General features: G+C 57.1%; 21 protein-coding genes. 13 read left to right on the top strand and 8 right to left on the bottom strand.

All coding sequences use genetic code 11. The features are described from left to right. The first annotated feature begins 4 nt into the window (after positions 1-4). Genes NOR51B_RS04060 through NOR51B_RS04040 form a run of 5 tightly spaced genes read left to right on the top strand, consistent with a single transcriptional unit; the run spans position 5 to position 3334 of the window. On the top strand, positions 5-523 hold the full coding sequence (locus tag NOR51B_RS04060) for a MotA/TolQ/ExbB proton channel family protein (protein ID WP_009021524.1): 519 nt from the start codon (positions 5-7) through the stop codon (positions 521-523). A gap of 26 nt (positions 524-549) precedes the next feature. After that, positions 550-954, top strand: a complete 405-nt coding sequence (locus tag NOR51B_RS04055) for an ExbD/TolR family protein (protein ID WP_009020589.1) — start codon at positions 550-552, stop codon at positions 952-954. Positions 955-958: 4 nt separating this feature from the next. Further along, the gene (locus NOR51B_RS04050) at positions 959-1381 is read left to right on the top strand and encodes an ExbD/TolR family protein (RefSeq protein ID WP_040481746.1); all 423 of its coding nucleotides are present in this window, start codon (positions 959-961) and stop codon (positions 1379-1381) included. Between the two features lie 5 nt (positions 1382-1386). Beyond that, positions 1387-1989 carry an energy transducer TonB gene (locus tag NOR51B_RS04045; protein WP_009021571.1) on the top strand — a complete coding sequence of 201 codons (603 nt, stop codon included), beginning with the start codon at positions 1387-1389 and terminating at the stop codon, positions 1987-1989. A 22-nt stretch (positions 1990-2011) separates the two neighbouring features. Then, complete coding sequence (locus NOR51B_RS04040) at positions 2012-3334, top strand: tetratricopeptide repeat protein (protein ID WP_009018925.1); 1323 nt, start codon at positions 2012-2014, stop codon at positions 3332-3334. Between the two features lie 252 nt (positions 3335-3586). Here the strand turns inward: NOR51B_RS04040 and NOR51B_RS15130 are convergent, their stop codons facing one another. The 3 genes from NOR51B_RS15130 to glpQ all read right to left on the bottom strand — a co-directional run bounded on the left by NOR51B_RS15130 (position 3587) and on the right by glpQ (position 6410). Beyond that, positions 3587-3793: a cold-shock protein gene (locus tag NOR51B_RS15130; RefSeq protein ID WP_009019767.1), complete on the bottom strand. Its 207-nt coding sequence runs from the start codon at positions 3791-3793 to the stop codon at positions 3587-3589. A 194-nt stretch (positions 3794-3987) separates the two neighbouring features. Beyond that, a complete protein-coding gene (gene pyk, locus NOR51B_RS04030; RefSeq protein WP_009020231.1) occupies positions 3988-5442 on the bottom strand; it encodes a pyruvate kinase in 1455 nt (484 codons plus the stop codon). Continuing rightward, positions 5439-6410, bottom strand: a complete 972-nt coding sequence (gene glpQ / locus NOR51B_RS04025) for a glycerophosphodiester phosphodiesterase (protein ID WP_009020928.1) — start codon at positions 6408-6410, stop codon at positions 5439-5441. The genes pyk and glpQ overlap by 4 nt, the downstream gene beginning before the upstream one ends. A 144-nt stretch (positions 6411-6554) precedes the next feature. Here glpQ and NOR51B_RS04020 point away from each other — a divergent pair, with 144 nt between their 5' ends. The 5 genes from NOR51B_RS04020 (at position 6555) to NOR51B_RS04000 (ending at position 11603) form a co-directional block, all read left to right on the top strand. Next, entirely contained in the window at positions 6555-6923 is a 369-nt protein-coding gene (locus tag NOR51B_RS04020; RefSeq protein WP_230198398.1) for a hypothetical protein, read from the top strand. Positions 6924-7182: 259 nt separating this feature from the next. Next, on the top strand, positions 7183-7518 hold the full coding sequence (locus tag NOR51B_RS15355; protein ID WP_154647594.1) for a hypothetical protein: 336 nt from the start codon (positions 7183-7185) through the stop codon (positions 7516-7518). A gap of 46 nt (positions 7519-7564) precedes the next feature. Further along, positions 7565-9721, top strand: a complete 2157-nt coding sequence (locus NOR51B_RS04010; protein WP_009020702.1) for a TonB-dependent receptor — start codon at positions 7565-7567, stop codon at positions 9719-9721. Positions 9722-9783: 62 nt separating this feature from the next. Continuing rightward, positions 9784-10344, top strand: coding sequence for a UbiX family flavin prenyltransferase (locus NOR51B_RS04005; protein WP_009020834.1), 561 nt, complete (start codon positions 9784-9786; stop codon positions 10342-10344). Beyond that, entirely contained in the window at positions 10341-11603 is a 1263-nt protein-coding gene (locus NOR51B_RS04000; RefSeq protein ID WP_009018857.1) for an MFS transporter, read from the top strand. The genes NOR51B_RS04005 and NOR51B_RS04000 overlap by 4 nt, the downstream gene beginning before the upstream one ends. Before the next feature lie 9 nt (positions 11604-11612). Here NOR51B_RS04000 and NOR51B_RS14820 read toward each other — a convergent pair whose 3' ends face one another. Beyond that, entirely contained in the window at positions 11613-12284 is a 672-nt protein-coding gene (locus NOR51B_RS14820; RefSeq protein WP_009020573.1) for a cupin domain-containing protein, read from the bottom strand. Between the two features lie 42 nt (positions 12285-12326). Between NOR51B_RS14820 and NOR51B_RS03990 the strand changes: the two genes are divergently transcribed. Continuing rightward, the gene (locus tag NOR51B_RS03990) at positions 12327-13283 is read left to right on the top strand and encodes a 2-hydroxyacid dehydrogenase (protein WP_009019938.1); all 957 of its coding nucleotides are present in this window, start codon (positions 12327-12329) and stop codon (positions 13281-13283) included. On the opposite strand, the gene NOR51B_RS03985 is transcribed toward NOR51B_RS03990, so the two are convergent. The 3 genes from NOR51B_RS03985 to gor are packed head-to-tail and all read right to left on the bottom strand — an operon-like array spanning position 13284 to position 16030. Next, the gene (locus NOR51B_RS03985) at positions 13284-13868 is read right to left on the bottom strand and encodes a DUF4136 domain-containing protein (protein ID WP_040481740.1); all 585 of its coding nucleotides are present in this window, start codon (positions 13866-13868) and stop codon (positions 13284-13286) included. Positions 13869-13889: 21 nt separating this feature from the next. Then, a complete protein-coding gene (locus NOR51B_RS03980) occupies positions 13890-14657 on the bottom strand; it encodes a sulfite exporter TauE/SafE family protein (RefSeq protein ID WP_009019124.1) in 768 nt (255 codons plus the stop codon). Positions 14658-14662: 5 nt separating this feature from the next. Then, a complete protein-coding gene (gor, locus tag NOR51B_RS03975) occupies positions 14663-16030 on the bottom strand; it encodes a glutathione-disulfide reductase (protein ID WP_009021103.1) in 1368 nt (455 codons plus the stop codon). 111 nt (positions 16031-16141) lie between these two features. Here gor and NOR51B_RS03970 point away from each other — a divergent pair, with 111 nt between their 5' ends. Both NOR51B_RS03970 and NOR51B_RS03965 read left to right on the top strand, forming a co-directional pair. Then, a complete protein-coding gene (locus NOR51B_RS03970) occupies positions 16142-17278 on the top strand; it encodes a DUF481 domain-containing protein (protein ID WP_009020149.1) in 1137 nt (378 codons plus the stop codon). A 15-nt stretch (positions 17279-17293) separates the two neighbouring features. Then, entirely contained in the window at positions 17294-18670 is a 1377-nt protein-coding gene (locus tag NOR51B_RS03965) for a ribonuclease J (protein WP_009021240.1), read from the top strand. Positions 18671-18751: 81 nt separating this feature from the next. On the opposite strand, the gene NOR51B_RS03960 is transcribed toward NOR51B_RS03965, so the two are convergent. Continuing rightward, positions 18752-19861 (bottom strand): PQQ-dependent sugar dehydrogenase, encoded by a 1110-nt coding sequence (locus NOR51B_RS03960; protein WP_009019297.1) that lies wholly within the window; start codon positions 19859-19861, stop codon positions 18752-18754. Positions 19862-19937 lie beyond the last annotated feature (76 nt).

The raw sequence follows: 19937 nt of genomic DNA, 5'->3' as shown, positions 1-19937 counted from the left end.
AACGATGCCAGTTATACTCGATCCCATCTTTGCCTTTATGGATAAAGGCGGCAACGTACTCTGGTTGATTGCGCTGTTGGTGTTCTTCATGTGGACATTGATCTTCGAGCGCTTCTGGTACTTCACCATTGCCTGGAAGCGCGATCGCGCCGCTGCAGTCGACAGTTGGGAAGGCCGAAGCGAACGAAAATCCTGGAATGCCAAACAGATCCGCATGCGGCTTCTGTCCGAGTCCAGACAACTGATCAATGACAACATGAACGTGATCACGACCTGCGTCGCTCTCTGTCCGCTACTGGGGCTGTTGGGTACCGTTACGGGGATGATCGAAGTGTTCAATGTCATGGCAGTAACCGGCGGTGGTGATGCCAAGTCCATGGCGGGTGGTGTGGAGCGTTCAACGATTCCTACCATGGCCGGTATGGTGGCAGCACTGTCCGGGCTTTTTGCCAACACCTATTTGCAGCGGATCGCCGGAAGGGAACAACAGTTCCTCGAGGATCAACTCACGTCAGATCATTGATCTGACGTCTGGAGGATTAACAATCCATGCGCAGAATTGCTAAACAAGCAGAGGAAGAGAGTGCTGAGATCGACCTGACGCCCATGCTGGACGTCGTCTTTATCATGCTGATCTTTTTCATCGTGGTGGCCTCCTTTATCAAGGAGGCGGGTATCGAGGTGAATCGCCCCGACAACAACCAGCCACAGAATCCCGAGGAGTCAACCAGCATTCTTGTGAGAATCGAAGCCGACAACCAGATCTGGATGGAGAATCGACGCGTCGATGCGCGTGCGGTTCGAGCGAATATCCAGCGAATGCTCGCTGAGGACCCCGAAGCACCGGTCACCATCAAGGTGACCAAGGGCGCCGAGGCGGGTGTTGTGGTCGATGTGGCTGACGCGGCGCGAGAGGCCGGTGTCGGTGCAGTGAACTGGGCCTCCGGGGGTTGATGGTATGAGTATGCGGGATCAAGCAACTCGCCGCCCCAAATCGGGTGGCGACGAGGGACAGATCGACCTGACGCCGATGCTCGACGTCGTCTTTATCATGTTGATCTTTTTCATTGTTACCTCGTCTTTTGTGAAAGAGCCTGGCGTCGAGATCTTTAAGCCCCAGGCGACCACTACCGAGGCCTGTGAGCGCGGCACGATTATTTTTGCTGTCGACGATCGTGGCGATATTTACTACAACAAGAACAAGGTTCCGTTGGATCGCGCCCTGAGACTGGCGGAGGCGGCGAAGAAAGACGCTCCGCAGGCCAACGTTGTTGTTCAGGTTGATCGTGAGACACCGGCGTTTGCGGTTGAGGAGCTGATCGATGCGGTCAGGCCCATCCTGAGCGCGCCGCCGTGCATCTCTACGGACGATGAGGTTTAATCGTTATGAATAGCTCTGTTCGAGTTATTGTCGGTGCGGCGCTCGCCGTACCTGTTGCTGTCGGCCTCTTTTTTATCATGCTCAGCCTGGTTGATCGGGATTATGAGCAGGAGGACGTCAAGAACCGTAAGATCGCGGATATCGTTGTTCCGGAGAAAGAGGTTGAGACCAATCTTAAAGAGGTGAAACCCGAAAAGGTGGAGGACCCCGAAGAGCCTCCGCCCGAGCTGGAGCCGATTCAGTTCGATACGGATATCGATATGAATGTCTCAAACAGCGCGCCGGTCGCGAGTGTCGATGTCAGTATCAGTTCCTCCGGCATGGCTTCGGGTGATGGCGAGTATCTGCCCATCGTGAAGGTTGCTCCCATCTATCCGCGACGCGCTCAAACCCGCGGTATCACCGGCTATTGCATCGTCGAATATACGGTGACCACCACTGGGGCAATCCGCGATCCGCAGGCGGTAGATTGCGAACCGTCAGGTATTTTTGAACGTGCGTCGGTGAAAGCCGCGGAGAAGTTCAAGTACAAGCCCAGGGTTGTCGATGGCGAGGCGATCGAGGTCGCGGGCGTCCAGAACAAGTTCACATTTGAGCTCGAGAATTGATCAAGCGAGCAGGGGTTAAGTGATGCTATCGCGTGTTTTAACAGTTTCCGCATTGGCTCTGGCAGTATCCACCGCCAGCGTCGTTATTGATCAGGCGGCGCCGGTTACCGGCCTGGTAAGCGCCGCGGCCGCCCAGGATGACAAGAAGCCACAACGGGAAACACGGCGCACTCCGGCACTGCGCAACAAGGTTTACGAGAAGTTGGCTGAAGCCCAAACCTTCGCCGAAGAAAAGAATTACACCGCTGCTGGCAAAGTACTTGACGGCATGATCGCGGGCGAGGGCAAGAAGGCGCTGAACAGCTACGAGCTTGCAAACGTTTACAATCTGTATGCGTTCCTGCGCTATTCGGCAGAAGACTATGCCGGCGCTGTCCGCTACTACGAGCAGGTGATTGCACAGCCCGATATTCCCCTGGCAATGGAGATAAATACCAAGTTCACCATTGCCCAGCTGTATTTTGTTCAGGAAGACTGGAACAAAGGTATCAATACCCTGCTCGCCTGGTTTGAGTTGACTGATGAGCCGAACGCGAATGCTTACGTACTGTTGGCGCAGGGTTACTATCAGAAGAAGGACTATGACGAGGCGCTCGTCAATGTTGAGACGGCGATCTCAATGTACGAGGCCAAAGGTAAGTTGCCCAAGGAGCAGTGGTACAACCTTGCGCGCTTTCTCTACTTCGATAAAAACGATATCGACAATGCCCTCGCTACACTTGAACTGTTGCTGATGTACTACCCGAAGAAGTCCTATTGGGTTCAGGCATCGCACCTATACGGTGAAAAGAAGCAGGAAGGGAACCAGTTGGCGATGCTTGAAGCTGCCCACGAGCAGGGTCTACTCGACAAGAGTTCGGACCTTGTGACACTGGCTTACCTGTATCTCAACGCCGAGGTCCCCTACCCTGCAGCCAAAGTGATGACCGCTGGTTTTGAGGCCGACGTGATCGAAGACAAGTCGACGAACTACGAGCTGGCGGGCACCGCCTGGCGTCAGGCTCAGGAGCGTAAGAAGTCTATTCCGTACATGGAAAAGGCGGCCAGCAAATCGGATGAAGGGGAACTCTTTGTCCGCCTGGGCAACCTCTACCTTGACGGCGATCAGTTTAAGCAGGCGGTTACCGCACTTGAAAAGGGTCTCAAAAAAGGCGGTGTAAAGCGGCCGGATCAGGCACGACTCGCGCTGGGCATGGCCCATTTTAATCTGGGCAACTATTCGAGCGCGCGCAAAGTCTTTCGCGTAGCCGCGAAAGATGATCGCTCCGAGAGCTATGCGCGGCAGTGGCTGAAATATATTCAGAGTGAGGAAGATCGCCAGAAGCAGCTCGCCAAGGAGATCTGACACCATTTGGAGTGGACGCTCGGGCAGCTTAGTTTGCGCGCCCGTCGAGGCCGGTAAACGTCATTCGAAAATCCCGCCTCTCACTGCCTTGATGATGGAACCACTTTAAGCAGCTCGAGTGCTAATGGCTGGTCTGTCCAGATCAGGTACGCCGTCATACGCTAAACCTATGCAGGGACAGTGACGATCGCTGTCGTTCTCGATGAACCAAAAAAAAGGGGCCCTAAGGCCCCTTTTTTATTACTGCAGGATTCAAGCAGGAACGACGTTCTCAGCCTGAGGACCCTTCTGGCCGTTGGCCACGGTAAATTCTACCTTCTGACCATCGGAGAGGGTTTTAAAGCCATCGCCTTGGATTGCACTGAAATGAACAAAGACGTCCGGGCCGCCTTCCTGTTCGATGAAGCCGTAGCCTTTGGTTTCGTTAAACCACTTTACGGTGCCTGATACTGTTGCCATGTTAAAACTTACCTGTATTGCTGAATTACAAACCCGGTATAAGACCGGGAAACCGTGCTTGTTTAGAACGAAACCGAAAGTTGGAAACCTGCGATGGCTCTGAAAAGCATTGCCGGCGTACCACCGACTTCGCGAGTGTAGCACTGTCTCGGGGCTTGTCGCCCCTTTTTTTGGCCGATTATTTACGGGCCGGATTACTCGACCAGTAGAATTTTCAGGATGTTGGTCCCACCGACCTGGCCGACTGCGCTGCCATTGGTGAATAAAATGTAGTCATCATGGGTGATATAGCCGCCATCTACCAAAAACTCCAGCGTGCGTGATTCAACATCCATAGGATCAAAAGCAGAGGCGTCGAAATAGAGCGGAATCACGCCACGGCACAAGGATAGCTTTTGCAGCGTCTTGTCACTTCTACTCAGCGCGAAAATGGGCAGTCCCGAGCTGAGTCGCGACATCATCGTGGGGGTGTTTCCCGTTTCGGTAATGCTGGCGATTCCCCGCACACCGGGAAAGTGGTTGGCACCATACATGGCGCATAGCGCAATGGTTTCCTGTGCGGATCGGAATTCCCGGTCGAGCCGATAGCGCGAAGTGCGCGCGACAGGGTGTCTTTCGGCGCCCAGCGCAGCATCGGCCATGGCCGCGACCACCTCTACAGGAAATTTTCCGACCGCGGTTTCTGCGGAGAGCATGACGGCGTCGGTGCCGTCGAGAACCGCGTTCGCCACATCAAAGACTTCGGCGCGGGTGGGCATCGAATTGCTGATCATCGATTCCATCATTTGTGTCGCGGTAATCACGAGGCGATCCATGCGACGTGTTCTCGAGATCAGGTCTTTCTGTATACCAATCAGCTCGGCGTCGCCGACTTCCACGCCAAGATCGCCCCGGGCGACCATGATGCCGTCGGAAATCTCGATAATGCTGTTCAGCAGTTCGCTATCGGCGACCACTTCGGCGCGCTCGATCTTCGCGACGATGGCGGGTGTCTGGCCCACATCGAGTAATAGTGCCCTCGCCTGATCAATATCATCTCGGCTGGATACGAAGGATACGGCGACAAAATCCGGTTGCACTTGCGCCATTTCCCGAATGTCGAGAAGATCCTTTTCCGTCAGTGCCGGTGCCGCCAGGCCGCCGCCCAGCTTATTCACACCTTTGCGGGATCCCAGACGCCCACCAATAATGACGGTACAGTCGACGGCTCGCTCGCTAACCTCGTCGACTCGCAGACGTAATTTGCCGTCGTCCAGAAGTAAAATATCGTCGACTGCAACACTTTGAGGCAGTGGCTGGTATTCGACACCGACACCGGAGTGATCACCCGCCTCGGCGTCAATATCGAGATCGAGTCGGAACGGATCACCGGCGACAAGCGAAACAGCGCCATCGGCAAATCCACGAATTCGGATTTTTGGTCCCTGCAGGTCGGCAAGAATACCAACGTAACGACCCTGATGTCTCCCCTGCCGGCGGATACGCCTGGCGACCTCGGCATGGTTCGCGGGGTCTCCGTGACTGAAATTCAGCCTGAAAGTATCCACCCCCGCCTTGATCAGTCGGCCCAGCATGTCCTCGCTTTCGCTGGCCGGGCCAATGGTTGCCAGAATCTTGGTACGTCGTTGGACGGTGGGATGGCCTCTCACGGGGTTTGGTCTCCATTCTGTGAAATGTGGGTATCAATGAACTTTCGGGTTAAATCGACAAAGTCCGTGAAAGCGCCGTCGACCCTGGCATCGATAAATAATCTCGCTTGCAGCGCGTCGAAGGTGGGCGCACCCAGCAGTAGCTCGTCCGCGCGCAAGGTATAGGGATGTATTGCCAATTCCAGCGCCCGGGCGTGCGTCGCGAGTGGCGACAACGCCAGACCGTCGGTACTGAACAGCTGTGGAATCCACGGTCCAATGCCATCGGCGTACTCGGCCACCTGCGCGAGTCCCTGCGGTGTTTGCATGTCATCATAATCGACGCCGGGGGTCTCCTGCCAATCATTGTCCGCGATCAATTGAACCAGGGGTAGTCCCAGCGACTGCTCTGCCAGACGGCGCAGGGTATCCGGATCAAAGCATTGCAGGTAAACCCGGTCAGGTTTGTCGTGAAGACCGTGACGGGCGAGCACGTCCAGCAGCACTCCAGCAATATCCAGACCGGCCGCTTTATGTAATCGCGGCGCCTTCAGCTCGATATAAAACCCGATGCTCTGTTGCCGGGTCCGATTAAGCCCTTCGATAAGATTGATTTCTTCACTCAGCGTGGGTATCCGCAGTCCGAGGTTTACCACGGGGAAACGGTCGGGAAAAACGGCATCGCCGTTGGCTTGACGGCGCTCAACGACCTCCAGTTGTTTGATCTCCGCAAGCGTGAAATCCATCGCGTAGTAGCGGCCGTCATCGCGGCAGCGCGCTGGAAAGACGGTGGCAACATCGGTTGTGGAATCGAGATAAATGTCGTGCAGTACAATAGGAATGCTGTCCGAGGTCAGCACCACGTCCTGCTCAATATAATCAGCCCCGAGCAAATACGCCGCCACTACCCCTGGCAGCGTATGTTCGGGGAGGTAGCCACTGGCCGCACGGTGTGCGATAACAATGGGCCGGCCGCGGGCGCTGGTCATGGGGAAACCTGTAGGCGATAGGTCAGACGAGCAGCGGATAAGCCGCTAACGAACCAATGTGCCAACTTTTGCTCTCCTTCGCTGTCAGGGCTTGCAGTATTGCATTGCTTTGGCGTTGCGCACTATCGCAGTTTGGTCCAGTGCTTGGCGAAAGGGTCAAAAGTCTGCTATCCCTGCGTCATGTGCAACGATGAGCGAACACCAAGTCCCCCGCTGGGTTACTCCTGTGAATGCGATCTGCCGCTCGGTCGGCAGATCGAGCTGGTGGCAGAGTTCCACGCTTACCGTATACGCCCCGCACGAATTGCTTACCGCCTTGGCATCGATATTGCGCTTATTGAGTCATTGGTTGCCGGTGAGCTCGACCCTGAAAAATTTGACCACCTGGTGCGGCATTACCGCGGTCGGCGGCTCCAGCAGCGCCTGAAACAGGCGGATCGAATGCGCGGGCAGCGTAGTTATGAACTTCGACAACGCGCTGCATTGGACTTTGAACGGGAGTCAGAGCTCTAGGCGAGTTCTCGAAACACTGCTCAACCCACTCCCGCTTCTGCTGTAAGCGCTGCAGAGCGCTTTCCTCCGCCGGTCGATGCTCCGCGGCCAGTTCCTTGATGCGTTGCGTTTGCTCCTCGATCGCCGACCGCGTCTTCTGTGCATCCTGTCGCAGTTCCTATGGGGTCGCGGCGGTATCCGCCGCTTAAAATATCCTCAACTCCAAGGGACATTGTTCCTCTTACCTGGGGCTGACTCGTCCTCTGATGGCATTTTAGTTATGCTACGATTCCGCAATCGTTTTACACCGGATGACCCGATAGTCATGCGCCTGTTCACACCGCCCATGAAATTAACCCAGGCTCGATGGTGCCTGGCGGCACTCGTGGTTGCGCTTCTGACGGTCCAGGTGGCGGCGACACAGCACGATCACGCTGTCGACGATCAGTTGGTTTGCGAGAGTTGTCACTCCGGCGCCAAGGCTATTGCCACCGACACGCCGTCGCTTAGTCACCCCGAGGGCCTGTGGCTCGCCGTTGTATCCCGGCCGCTTTTGCAAGTTGCCAGGAACGCGGTTCTTGTTCCTCCTTCCCGAGGCCCGCCTCTCTTTTCCTGAATCCGAATCAGCACCACCCCATTCAGATCAATTCAGGAATCCAGCAATGAAACGCGATATTTTTTGCGGCTGCCTTGTGGCAGCTGCCGTGACCCTGCCCGCAGCGGCGGATGACAGCACCACCAACACCCCGATGGAGCACGTGCTTGTCTCCGTGCCTCTTCATAAAAAAGCGGCGGAGACCGCCCTGCCCGTCACTGTATTGAGCGGCGACGAACTTCGGCGTCTGGTCTCCGGCACATTAGGTGAAACCCTGGGTGATAAACCGGGCATCTCCAACTCATCTTTCGGTCCTGGGGTAGGCCGACCGGTTATTCGCGGGCAATCGGGTCCGCGAACCATCAATCTAACCAACGGTATTGCCGCCGCGGATGTCTCCAGCCTCAGTCCCGATCATGCCGTGGGTATAGAGCCTATGCTGGCGGAGTCGGTTGAAGTGCTGCGTGGCCCGTCGACACTGCTTTACGGTGGTGGTGCCATTGGCGGCGTCATCAACACTCTGGATAACCGGATCCCAGGTAAACGGATCGATGGGCTGAACGGAGCTGTCGAGTACCGCTACGATGATGCGCCTGGAATGAATACCGGCGTGCTGAAGCTGGAGGGAGGCACAGGCGACTTTGCCTTTCACGTGAGCGGGACCTTCCGCGACTTTGAAGACCTCGACGTTCCGGGCCTGGCCATTGACGAGTCAGCGGTCGAGATGCAGGAGGAACTCCTGGGTGGCGAGCATGAAGAAGGCCATGGGGAGGATCACGATCACGAGGAAGAAGAGTTTGACAACTCCGATGGTTTTATTGCCAACACGGATGGTGATGCCGACGTACTTACCCTGGGCGGGGCCTATCATTTTGGTGAGCGCGACTTTTTTGGTCTGGCTTACAACCGTTTTGAGACCAACTACGGGATTCCCCCCGGTGCCCACGAGCATGGCCATGAAGAGGAGCATGACGGGAACCAGGAGGAGCACGACGGCGAAGAACATGTTGGGGATGTGGACGACGAGGAGGAAGAGACTATTCGTATCGATATGAAGCAGGAGCGCTATGACGCCCAGCTGCATATGCATAACTTGATGCCCGGTCTGGTGGACGTGATGCGCGGTTTTCTGACCTACACCGATTACCAGCATGTGGAACTGGAGGGTGTTGAAGTGGGCACCCGATTTAATCGAGAGACCTACGAGGGACGGCTTGAACTGGTGCGCGAAGGCGCTGACCACGGTGTTTTGGGCCTTCAGTGGCGTATTGATGACTTTGAGGCCGTGGGTGAAGAGGCCTATGTACCCGAGACCGAGTCATCGGAGTGGGGCGTATTTTATGTTCAGGATTTTCATACCGACGACTGGTTGTTCGAGGCGGGCGGGCGTGTTGATGCCGTAGAGCGCGATCCTTCCACAGGATCGAGTGAAGACTTCACCAGTTTCAGCCTGTCGGGGACGGCGTTGTACTCGATAGCCCCCGACTGGAATCTGGGCATATCGCTGGCGCGGTCCGAACGCGCGCCTTCAACTGAGGAGCTTTTCTCGAACTTGAATAATACGGGCGAAGCGCTGGTGACCCATGCGGCAACCGGGATCATCGAAATTGGTAACACCGATCTTGACACCGAAGTGTCGATTAACGCGGACGTGTCACTGAGTTGGCATAACGAGCGGTCCTTCGCCGAGTTGACGGTCTTCTACAACACGTTCAGTGATTACATTTTCCTACTGAATTCAGGAGAGGATATCGATGAGACCCCGGTCTATCTCTATGAGCAGGACGATGCTGACTTTTACGGTGTGGAGTTTGAGTCCAGCTTTGAACTTGGCCGCATTGGTGATGGCAGGATCGAAATAGGCATTTTTGGTGACATGATTACCGGTGAATTTGATCGTGCGGGCGATGTACCGCGTCTTCCACCGATGCGTGTAGGTAGTGAACTATCGTGGCGTGACGAGGTAATGGGGGCCTATGTTCGCGTTCTCAACGCCAGTGATCAGGATAATCCGGGTGATTTTGAACCCGAGACGGACGGTTATAGCCGCTGGGACGCCGGTATCGATTACCGCGTTCAGCTGTCCCGCGACAGTGAGCTGTTTGCCTTCCTCAAACTGAAAAACATTACCGATGAAGAGATTCGTCTGAGCACCTCTTTTTTGCGTAACTACGCGCCGCAGCCGGGAGAAAGTATCGAGGCGGGCGTGCGCCTGACGTTCTAGAAGCCAGTCGCATCCGATGCGTCGTCGATCCTGCTACCCTTGTCGCCTGACGGAGGGAAACAATGGATCGGATAGTCATAGGGATTAGCGGCGCATCGGGCGTGATCTACGGGGTCCGCGCGCTGCAATTGCTGGCGCCGCTGCCCATTGAGGTTCATCTGGTGATGTCAAAGTCAGCTGAGCTGACGGTGCATTATGAGCTCGATCTGAAACCGGCGGAGATCCGCGAAATGGCGGACGAATACCACCCCGTACGCAATGTGGGCGCGTCGATCGCCTCGGGTTCTTTTTCGGGTATGGGCATGATGATTGCACCCTGCTCGATCAGGACCCTGGGGGAAATTGTTTCCGGCAATACGTCAAGCCTGCTGACCCGCGCGGCGGATGTGGCCTTGAAGGAGCGGAGACGTCTGGTGCTGATGGTCCGTGAGACACCACTGCATCTGGGCCATCTGCGAAACATGGTTGCGGCGACAGAAATGGGCGCTGTCATCGCGCCCCCCGTACCCGCTTTTTACACTCAACCTGACTCCGTCGACGCGATGGTGACCCAGAGTGTCGGCAGGGTACTGGATCTATTCGGAATCGACGTTGAAGGGACCCGCCGCTGGACCGAATCGTGAAGACGGGCGGCGGCGAATCGAGTCTGGCGCTGTGGCTGGTATTTGTGGTGGTGGTCATCGACCTTATCGGTTTTGGCATCATTATTCCCATCCTCCCGTTCCTCGCACCGAAGCTCGGCGGCAATGCGGTGGATATCGCAGCGATTATTGTTGTGTTCAGTTTATGTGGTGCGCTGGTCACTCCGTTATGGGGGCGACTCTCCGATCGGATCGGTCGCAAGCCCGTGCTGATGATCTGCCTGACCGGCGGAGCCCTGGCCTACGCCATGCTGGGATTCGCAGATGAACTGTGGATGGTGTACTTAGCGCGGGCATTCGCCGGCGTGTGTTCGGGTAATTTGCCGGTGGCGACTGCATTGATGGCTGACTTAAGCCCGCCGCACCGGCGCGCGCGGGCCATGGGGCTGATTGGAACCGCTTTTGGCCTGGGGTTGATACTGGGACCGGTTGTGGGGGGGGTACTGGCGGGGGAGCAAGGTGATTTTAGGGTTCCCTGTCTGTTTGCCGGATTTTCATCGCTTCTGGCAGTTATTCTCGGCAGCTTTCTGATTCCGCGGGAGCCGCGTAATGATTCGGGCAAGAGAGACGGTGAGGACACGCCAGCAATCAAGGTACTTTCGAGCGTTCAACTTCTGGCGCGCGATCGCAGTCAGCTGTTGGTCGCCCAGTATATTTTGCACACCGCTGCCGTCACTGGCGCTCTCTACCTGTATCCCCTGTGGTCAGCGGCGATGCTCGATTGGGGACCCCGGGAGGTGGGCGTATTTTACGGCGTGGTCGGTATTGCCATGGTGCTCGTGCAGGGTGTTCTGATCGGGCCACTGACCACGCGCTTCGGCGTGCTTCCGGTACTGAAAGTCGGAATGGTGGTGTTTGCAGGCTCTGTGCTGGCGGCGGTATTCGCTGATGAGGAGTGGCTGATAGTCACCGCAGGTTTTTTGGCCTTCAGTGGTTCGACGGTGTGCGTCCCGATTTTGAACACGGTGACCAGCTTGCTCGTGAGCACGGAGGAGCGGGGTCAGATGATGGGTATTACGGCGTCCGGCGCCGCCGTTGGGCGAGTTCTGGGACCGTTGGTGACCGGGTTTGTGCTGAGTGTGGGTGGTTTCCCCGTTGGCTGGCTAGCGGTTCTGGTTCCCATTTTGCTGATTCTTTACTGGGCAGTGACGGACGCCAAGCGCTTTGCCCGCTTTGGTATGCGCGATAGTGAGCCGGTGCAAAAGCCATCTCCTGGCAGCGCTGACGGCAGTGGTGATTGAAAGACTGGCTCAGAGGTAAAGCCGGCCCCCCTCCTTAATATAGAGCTGGGCGCTGTTGAGCGCGGTCGCCGGGTACCGGCCGGGCGGCAGCCGCAGCCAGCCGCGATCGCGCAGCTCAGTGCCGTCCACGGCGATAGCACCCTCAATTACGAATACTTCAGCGCCATCAGCAAAGACCAGCGAGCCCCTCCAACCTTCGGGCCAGTGTTCTAAACGCTGGGTGTCCCGGTACGGCTCCTGATGATAGAGCGGCATGGTCTGGACGTCGCCAGGCGACCCCTGCCAGCGATAGTCTTCAGGGGTAATGCCGCACTGCAGGCGTGACTCCCCCGGGTACTGGCGTAGCCGAACCAGCAGCTCACATCCTCCCTCGCTAAAGGGGGCATGCTCGAATCCTTCGGGATTGAGGAGAAAGCTACCTTTTGTCCAGTCGCCGCGTTCATCGGAGAACACACCCTCAAGCACGAGAATCTCCTCGCCCTCGGGATGGGGGTGAGAATGAAAGCGTGCGCCAGGGTCATAACGGACTACGGATGTGACGCGGCCCGACTCCTGGGGGCCTGCGCGATAGAGGCGTTTGCGCCAGACCCCCGATGCGGGGCTGGCTTCCCACTCCATCGCAGCGGTGTCTATGCGCAGGGCTTTATCAAGCCGGGTATTGAGTTGTAACTCCGTGGACATTACCGTCGTCCTCTTGCCCAAAATAAGATGCGGGAGCGTCCTATGTTACCGAAAGTGATTGCCACCATGGCTCCGCCGGAGTCGGTCAGTTCCCAATTGTCAGATTTTTGTGAGTTGCTGACCTGCGATCCGGCGACAGGTGTGATTCCGGACGAATGGCTGCAGTCCGCCGATGGCATGCTTTGCACCCTGAATACGCCCGTGACCGCCGGGCTCTTCTCCCGTGCACCCCAGTTAAAGGTGGTCTCGAGCGTCTCTGTCGGTGTGGATCATATCGATCTCGATGCCGCGACGGCGGCGGCCGTGCCCGTGGGTAATACCCCTGGCGTATTGGTCGACAGCACCGCCGATCTGGCGCTGGGATTGATGCTCGCGGTTACCCGGCGGCTGCCTGAAGCGGATCAATTCGTACGCAAGGGCGAGTGGACCAATGCGTGGTCTACCGGGTTTTTTCTCGGTACCGATCTCAGTCGTTCAACGGTGGGATTGATTGGTCTTGGACCCATCGGTCAGGCCGTGGCGAAGCGGGCATTGGCCTTTGGTGCCCGGGTTATTGGCTGGACCCGGACGCCCCGCGAAATCCCCGGAGTTGAACTGATGTCCATGGACGAGGTGTTGTCTGGCGCCGATATCACGTCATTACACACGGCGCTGGTTCCCGAAACCCGGAACCTGATTGGCGCTCGGGAACTGGCGCTTATGAAGCCCGGCGCGATCCTGATTAATACAGCGCGAGGGGGCTTGATCGATGAGCCGGCGCTGGTGGATGTCCTGCAGGCCGGTCGACTGAAAGCGGGCCTCGATGTCTTTGCGGAAGAGCCGCTTCCTGCGAACAGCCCGCTGTTAACCACGCCGAATACGGTGTTGGTGCCCCACCTGGGCAGTGCAACCGCGGCAACCCGCCAGGCAATGCTCGATCGAGCAGTAATTAATTTGCGCGCGGGGCTGGCTGGGGAGCCTCTACCCTATTGCGTAAACCCCGAGGCTTACGACGCCTGATTACTTCGGGGCATCCGGGAGCAGTCGCAGAGTCCGCTGCACGGCGCTGTCGAGTGTGTTGCGTATTTTTTCGACATTGCGGTGATTGACGTTTTCAACGATTTGGCTCATTGATGCGCTCCAGACCGTATGTAAGTTTTTGCCATCTTCAAACAGGAGATTGAGGGTGTTGAGTTCTCGCGCCTGGCTGAGCGCATAGGAATTATCAACGGTCGCCTGATCGGCACCGCGGTTGATCACGGCCTGCGGTGCCGGATCGATATTACTCGTGCCTGTAGTGAGCTTGCCATCCGCCATCGAAGACTGAAAATCAAAGTTGATGATGAAGTCCGGATTCTCTTTGACCAGCCGGTAACCCTTGTCCGCCATTACCGCATCGACGGAGCGTTGTAGCTGCGGGCCAACGACGTAAAACGGGTCATCGGAGCCGTAGGTATTTTCAATCGCCTTGAACTTCCAGCCATAGGTTTGGTAACCGGCAGCGCTGAATTCCTGGTTGTTGGCGCGCTCCACCTGAACGCTGTTGCAGGCGGTAACGATGAAACCCACGACGATCAGGGTGAAGAAACGAAGTGCACTAGTCATGGGCCTGTGTCTCCAATGCGTTTACGTGAAAAACAATAATTTGATGATCATCGCCGTTATTGCAACGAGCAACACCCGCTTGATCAATACGTCGCCGCGCTTGAGCGTCATTTTCGCACCGAGGTAGCCGCCAAGCGAATTTCCCACTGCCAGTATGCCACCCACCAGCCACATTATCTCGCTGGTGGTGGCAAATACCAGCAATGCAGCCAGCGTGTAGAGCCCGACGATGAAGACTTTGTGCACATTGGTAGTGACCAGATCCAGGCCCATCACCCGGTTCAGGATGGGCATCAGGATAAAACCCATACCAATCTGGATGAATCCACCCCAGAACCCGGCGGCGATCATAAGCAAATGACCATAGAGCAGGTTTTTGGGTGGGGTGCTCTCCGCAGTGACGGCTTTTGCGCCGCCGGTCTGCATCAATATCAATACGGCAACCATCACCACGGCCAGCACCGTGTTAAACACCTCAGGGTTAAGGGTTGCACCGACGAGCGCCCCGGCAACGGCCCCCGGGATTGCGCACGCTGCGAGCGACAGACTCAGTCGGAAGTGGGAAACCCCGGAGCGAAAAAACGTGCTTACGGCGGTGATGTTCTGGGCCAGGATTGCAATCCGATTGGTGCCATTGGCAATCGGGCCCGGCACCCCGAGGAAAATCATCACGGGCACGGTGATGATGGAACCGCCGCCTGCCATCACATTGATGAAGCCGCCAATACATCCGGCACCCACAAGTGCCGCGATATGCCAGGCTTCCAGCACCAATGGCGCCGCATCCAATGGGGTTAGCCCACCGGCGTGCGCATGGTGACAAATTCTTCAGCGGCTGTGGGGTGAATGCCGATGGTGCTGTCAAAGTCCGCCTTGGTGGCCCCCATTTTTATTGCGATCGCCATACCCTGGACGATCTCGCCGGCATCGGGTCCCACCATATGCAGCCCGACGACGCGATCACTGGCTTTTTCGACGATCAATTTCATCATTGACCGTTCATCACGACCACTCAGCGTGTGCTTCATCGGTTTGAATTCGGACTTATAAATATCGAGTTCACCGAATTTGTCCCGGGCTTCGGTTTCGGTATAGCCGACAGTGCCGATATTGGGTTGGCAAAAAACGGCAGTGGGGATGTACTCATACCCCACAGAGCGTGCTTCACCCCCGAACTGGTTGTAAGAAAAGGCCATGCCTTCGGCCAGCGCAAGCGGCGTCAGCTGAGGCCCATCGGTGATATCCCCGAGGGCGTAGATAGACGGCTCATCGGTTTGGAAATCCCCGTCGACCTTGATAAATCCATTGTCTTTAAGGGTTACCGCTGTGTTCTCGAGCCCGAGCCCGTCGATGTTGGGACGACGCCCCACCGCGCATAAGACCGTATCGACGACCTCTGAGGAGCCATCTGTTAAGGTGACCGTGTACTTGTCACCGGTTTTTTCGATGGCGGTCACATTGGTATTGAAGCGTAAATCGACACCCGTTTTTCGCACCTCCGAAGCGGTAAATTCGCGTACGTCGTCATCGAAGCCGCGCATAAAGAGAGCGCTCCGGTAAAGCTGAATCACTTCGGCTCCAAGGCCATTGAAAATGCCTGCAAATTCCGTGGCAATGTAGCCCCCACCGATAATCAGCATTCGTTCGGGGAACTGCTCCAGATCGAACACTTCGTTCGACGTGATCGACAAGTCAGCGCCGGGAAATTCGGGCTTGTACGGCCAGGTCCCGGTGGCCAGCAGAATCTTTTCGGCGGTAAAGCGCTTACCGTCAACGTCAACCGTGTGCGGGTCAATCACTGTTCCCCGTCCACGGACGATCTTGACCCCGGGAGAGGTCAGCAAATTATCGTAAATGGCGTTGAGTCGTGAGATCTCTGTGACTTTGTTGTCTCTCAGGGTGGGCCAGTCGAAGGCGGGCCGTTCACTTTGCCAACCGAACCCGCGCGCGTCTTTAAAGCCCTTGCCGAACTCGCTGGCATAGACGTACAGCTTCTTCGGTACGCAGCCTACGTTGACACAGGTACCTCCCAGGTAGAGATCTTCGGCGACGGCGACGCGAGCGCCAAGCGAGGCGGACATTCGCGCGGCCCTGACCCCGCCTGAACCGGCGCCGATGACAAAAAGATCGTAGTCAAAGTCGTTCTTAGCCGCTGTGGTCATTCGATTTCCAAAAAGTAAATGTTAGACAAAGAAGGAGTCAGCCGTTCAATTGCTGGCTCGATTCACGTAAAGTCGCGGCCTCGAAATTTCTGGCTTTTGACGGAGTGTTTGATGAATATGATAGCGGTTTCGGCGCTTTGGCGCTGCAGGGTGCTTTCCTTTCTGGCGGTGTTGGTTTGTGTTGGACAGGCCAACGTTGTTTGGGGGCAGTCGGTATCGGATCTGGTCGCAGGGGATGACCGGCCTGAGCGGGTGGTGCTGGTCGATGGGTCGGTGATTTACGGTCAGGTGACCGACGTCAACGCAGGGGTAGTGGTGCTCAAAACCAGCTTTAATGATGCGCTTGAAATCGATACCTCGCTGATCAAAAACCTCTGGAGTGCACAATCGGCTGAGCTATTGCTCGACGATGATCGTGTGATCAGCCTCGAGAGTATCGAAGTCCGCGACGGTGAACTCACCTTATCAGAACAGGAGTCGGTGGCCCTTGCCGATCTGGACGTGCTTAATCCCGAGGCCTGGGAGACCGGCAATGGCTACCACTGGCTGGGTAGCACCAGTGCGGCATTAGCGGCGAATCGCGGTAACACCGAGACTAATGAGATCGATATTGCGTTTGATACCACCATGGAGAGCTTGCGCGACCGCTACACACTGCGCGGCAAAATTGAGCAGGATGAGTCGTGGGTGCAAACCGGCACTGATGCCGACGGTAATGCGACCGGAGAGTGGCGGGATACCGCGGACAACTGGCGCGTTACTACCAAATACGACTATTTCCTTTCCGATCCCGATAATTACATCGGTGCCAATCTGAACGTTGAGGCAGACTCACTCGCCAACATCAACCTGCGCACCTATGTAGGTCCTTATATAGGTCGCAAACTCTTCCGGCGCGATAATCTTAAGCTCGATGGTGAAATCGGTTTGATGTACGTCGACACCGATTTTGATATCGAGGTCGACGGGGAGTCTGAAGATTACGCGTATACCGGCTTCAACTGGAACCTGACCGGAGAGAGCAACATTCTGGGTGGCGAGTCGCGTATTTACCTGACTCACGTCGGTATTATCGATGTTGAGGATGCACAACAGCTAATCCTCAATACGACATTGGGCCTGGCGTTCCCGTTGGTTTTTGGACTCGAGGGTGCTGCCGAGATAACACTGGATTACGATGGCGGCGCCGCCGATGGTGCTGAGAATCTGGACCAGGTCTATAAATTCCGGGTGGGCTACTCCTGGTAAAGCGCTGAATTTGTCATGACGCCGGGCGAGGGTGATCACTGGTTTGTGCCCCTTGGTGGGTGCGGCGAGATTGGCATGAACCTCAATCTGTTTGGCCATGCCGGGTCGTGGCTGATGGTGGATTGCGGCATTACCTTCGAGCGTCCCGAGGGATCTGCGGCGCTTCGTCCTTCTATACAAATGCCCGATCCGCGGTTTATTGCCAGCCGTCGCCAGCGCCTCGCCGGCCTGGTGCTTACTCACGCCCACGAGGACCATCTGGGCGCTGTGCCCTATCTCTGGCGAGAGTTGCGCTGTCCCATTTATGCAACGCCCTTTACAGCCTCGGTCCTGCGTGAAAAGAATCGCAGTCGCGGCGATACCGACATCACTGGGGCCCTGATCGAGGTCCGTCCTGGAGATACGCATCAGATAGGCCCATTCAGCGTCGAGTGGATGCCGATTACCCATTCGACCCCCGAGACCTGCGCACTGGGCATTACGACCCCGACGTGCCGTATCCTGCATACGGCCGATTGGAAGCTCGATACCGACCCTGTCGTGGGCGCGCCCTTTCGAGAGGCTCCGTTCAGGTGTTTTGCCGAACGGGGCGTCGATGCGGTTATCTGCGATTCCACCAACGCCCTGAAGCCCGGGCGCTCCCCCACGGAACGCGCGGTGGCAGACGGGCTGCTGGAGACGGTCGCACCGCTGCAGGGCCGGGTCGTTATCGCCTGCTTCGCCAGCAATGTGGCGCGTATGCAGTCGGTATTGCGACTGGCACACGCCACCCAGCGGCGCGTCGGCCTACTCGGACGGTCGCTGCATACGATGTTCCGATGCGCCCGCGCCAGCCACTTGCTCGACCCACGACTGCAGCCTATCGCCGCTGAGCACCTCGGCTATCTCCCCGAGCGTGAGGTTTTGGCCCTGGCCACCGGAAGCCAGGGTGAGGTCGGTGCCGCGCTGCATCGACTGATGATGGATTCCCATCCCCATCTCTCGCTCGCTGCGGGTGACACGGTGATTCTGAGTTCGACCACGATTCCCGGTAACGAGATGGCGGTTAACCGATTGGTTGAGGGCTTAACGGCTCGTGGCATCAGCGTCGTCCAGGCCGATGCCGCGCCCCGCGTACTCCACGCGTCGGGGCACCCGTGCGAGGATGAACTCAAGGATTTGTTTACACTGCTGTCACCGCATTTGGTGGTGCCTGTACACGGCGAGCGCGAGCACATGGTGGCGAACGCTCGCATCGCCCGCGCTGCCGGGGCCCGGCTCGCACTGACCGGCGCTAACGGCGACCTTTTTTACCTGAGCCCCAACCCGGGTGTGCGACGTCAGGCAGCCGATGTGGGCCGGCTGGAATGGTGTGAGGAAAATCGTTCGCTTATTCCGGTGACCGGGGCCTGAGCGATTCGCCGGCGTTGGGTGGGGATTAGATTTTTCACCCGCTAGCCCCCCACGTACAGGGGCACTTCGGTACCCCGTCGATTAGTGGTAGGTCTGCTGTCCGATCCGGTAGAGTTCGCCCTCATCGGTAATTACCAGCACCGATCCGTCACCGGCGATGCGAATATCGCGAACCCGGCCAACGATCTCGGGAAACGGCTCGCTCTGGCCCACCACCTTGCCCTCCTCGAGATCAAGCCGGTACAGCTTCCGGTCTTTCAGGGCCCCCGTGAGTAAATCCCCTGTCCATTCCGGGAATAGCGGGCCTTCGACCCGGGCGAGTCCCGAAGGGGCAATACTGGGCACCCAATACTCAACAGGTTGCTCCATTCCCTCGGCTTCGGTGTAGGGGCTTATGATTTCACCGGAATAGTCGAGCCCGTAGGTAATGGCTGGCCAGCCATAGTTGATACCGGGCTGCAGCAGGTTCAGCTCGTCGCCTCCCATGGGGCCGTGCTCAATCAACCAAACGGTGTCGGTACCCTTGACCCGCAGAAGACCCTGGGGATTGCGGTGACCGTAGCTGTAAACCCGCGGTGCATGATCGGGAAACGGATTATCCGCGGGTAGGCTCCCGTCGGCATTGATCCGCAGCACCTTGCCCAATTCGCTATCGAGGGCCTGCGCCTCCTGGAGATAATCGTAGCCTTCGCCGACGGTGACCAGCAGAGACCCATCGCGCAGAAACGCCAGCTTTCCGCCGAAATGATAGGCGCCCTCCTTATCCCGGTCGACCTCCAGCAGGGTCTCGATGTTATCGAGTCGATCCTCGCCCAGTCGCGCGCGAATAACCGTGGTTCGATTAGCGTCTTCGTCCCCGCCGGCGTAGGTCATGTACAGCCATCGGTTATTCACGAAATCCGGGTGCAATAACACTTCGAATAATCCGCCTTGCGCGGCAAAGTACACCTCGGGGACGCCTTTGATCGGGCTTAACAGGCCCTCGGTGGTCCGGCGCAGCAGCCTTCCCGGCTTTTCGGTAATGAGCAGATCACCATTGGGTAGCTCCGCGATGGACCAGGGTTTATCGAGCCCGGATTCAAGCAGGGAAACGGACACCTTCTCGGCCGCACCCACGTGGCAAGGGAGCATGAGCGCCACCATTAGCGCCGAGACACCGAGTGCTTGCTGTACAGGCCTGTAATTCAACATTATTCCTCTACTCCCGGGGCTCTCTAAGAGCCAAAGCCGAGCTACGAACAAAAGCCGCACTACGAACAAAAGCCGC

It is taken from the genome of Luminiphilus syltensis NOR5-1B, from assembly GCF_000158175.1.
GTDB lineage: Bacteria > Pseudomonadota > Gammaproteobacteria > Pseudomonadales > Halieaceae > Luminiphilus > Luminiphilus syltensis.
Note: the sequence above shows the minus strand (reverse complement) of the source record. Positions and strands in the feature narration are given on the sequence as shown.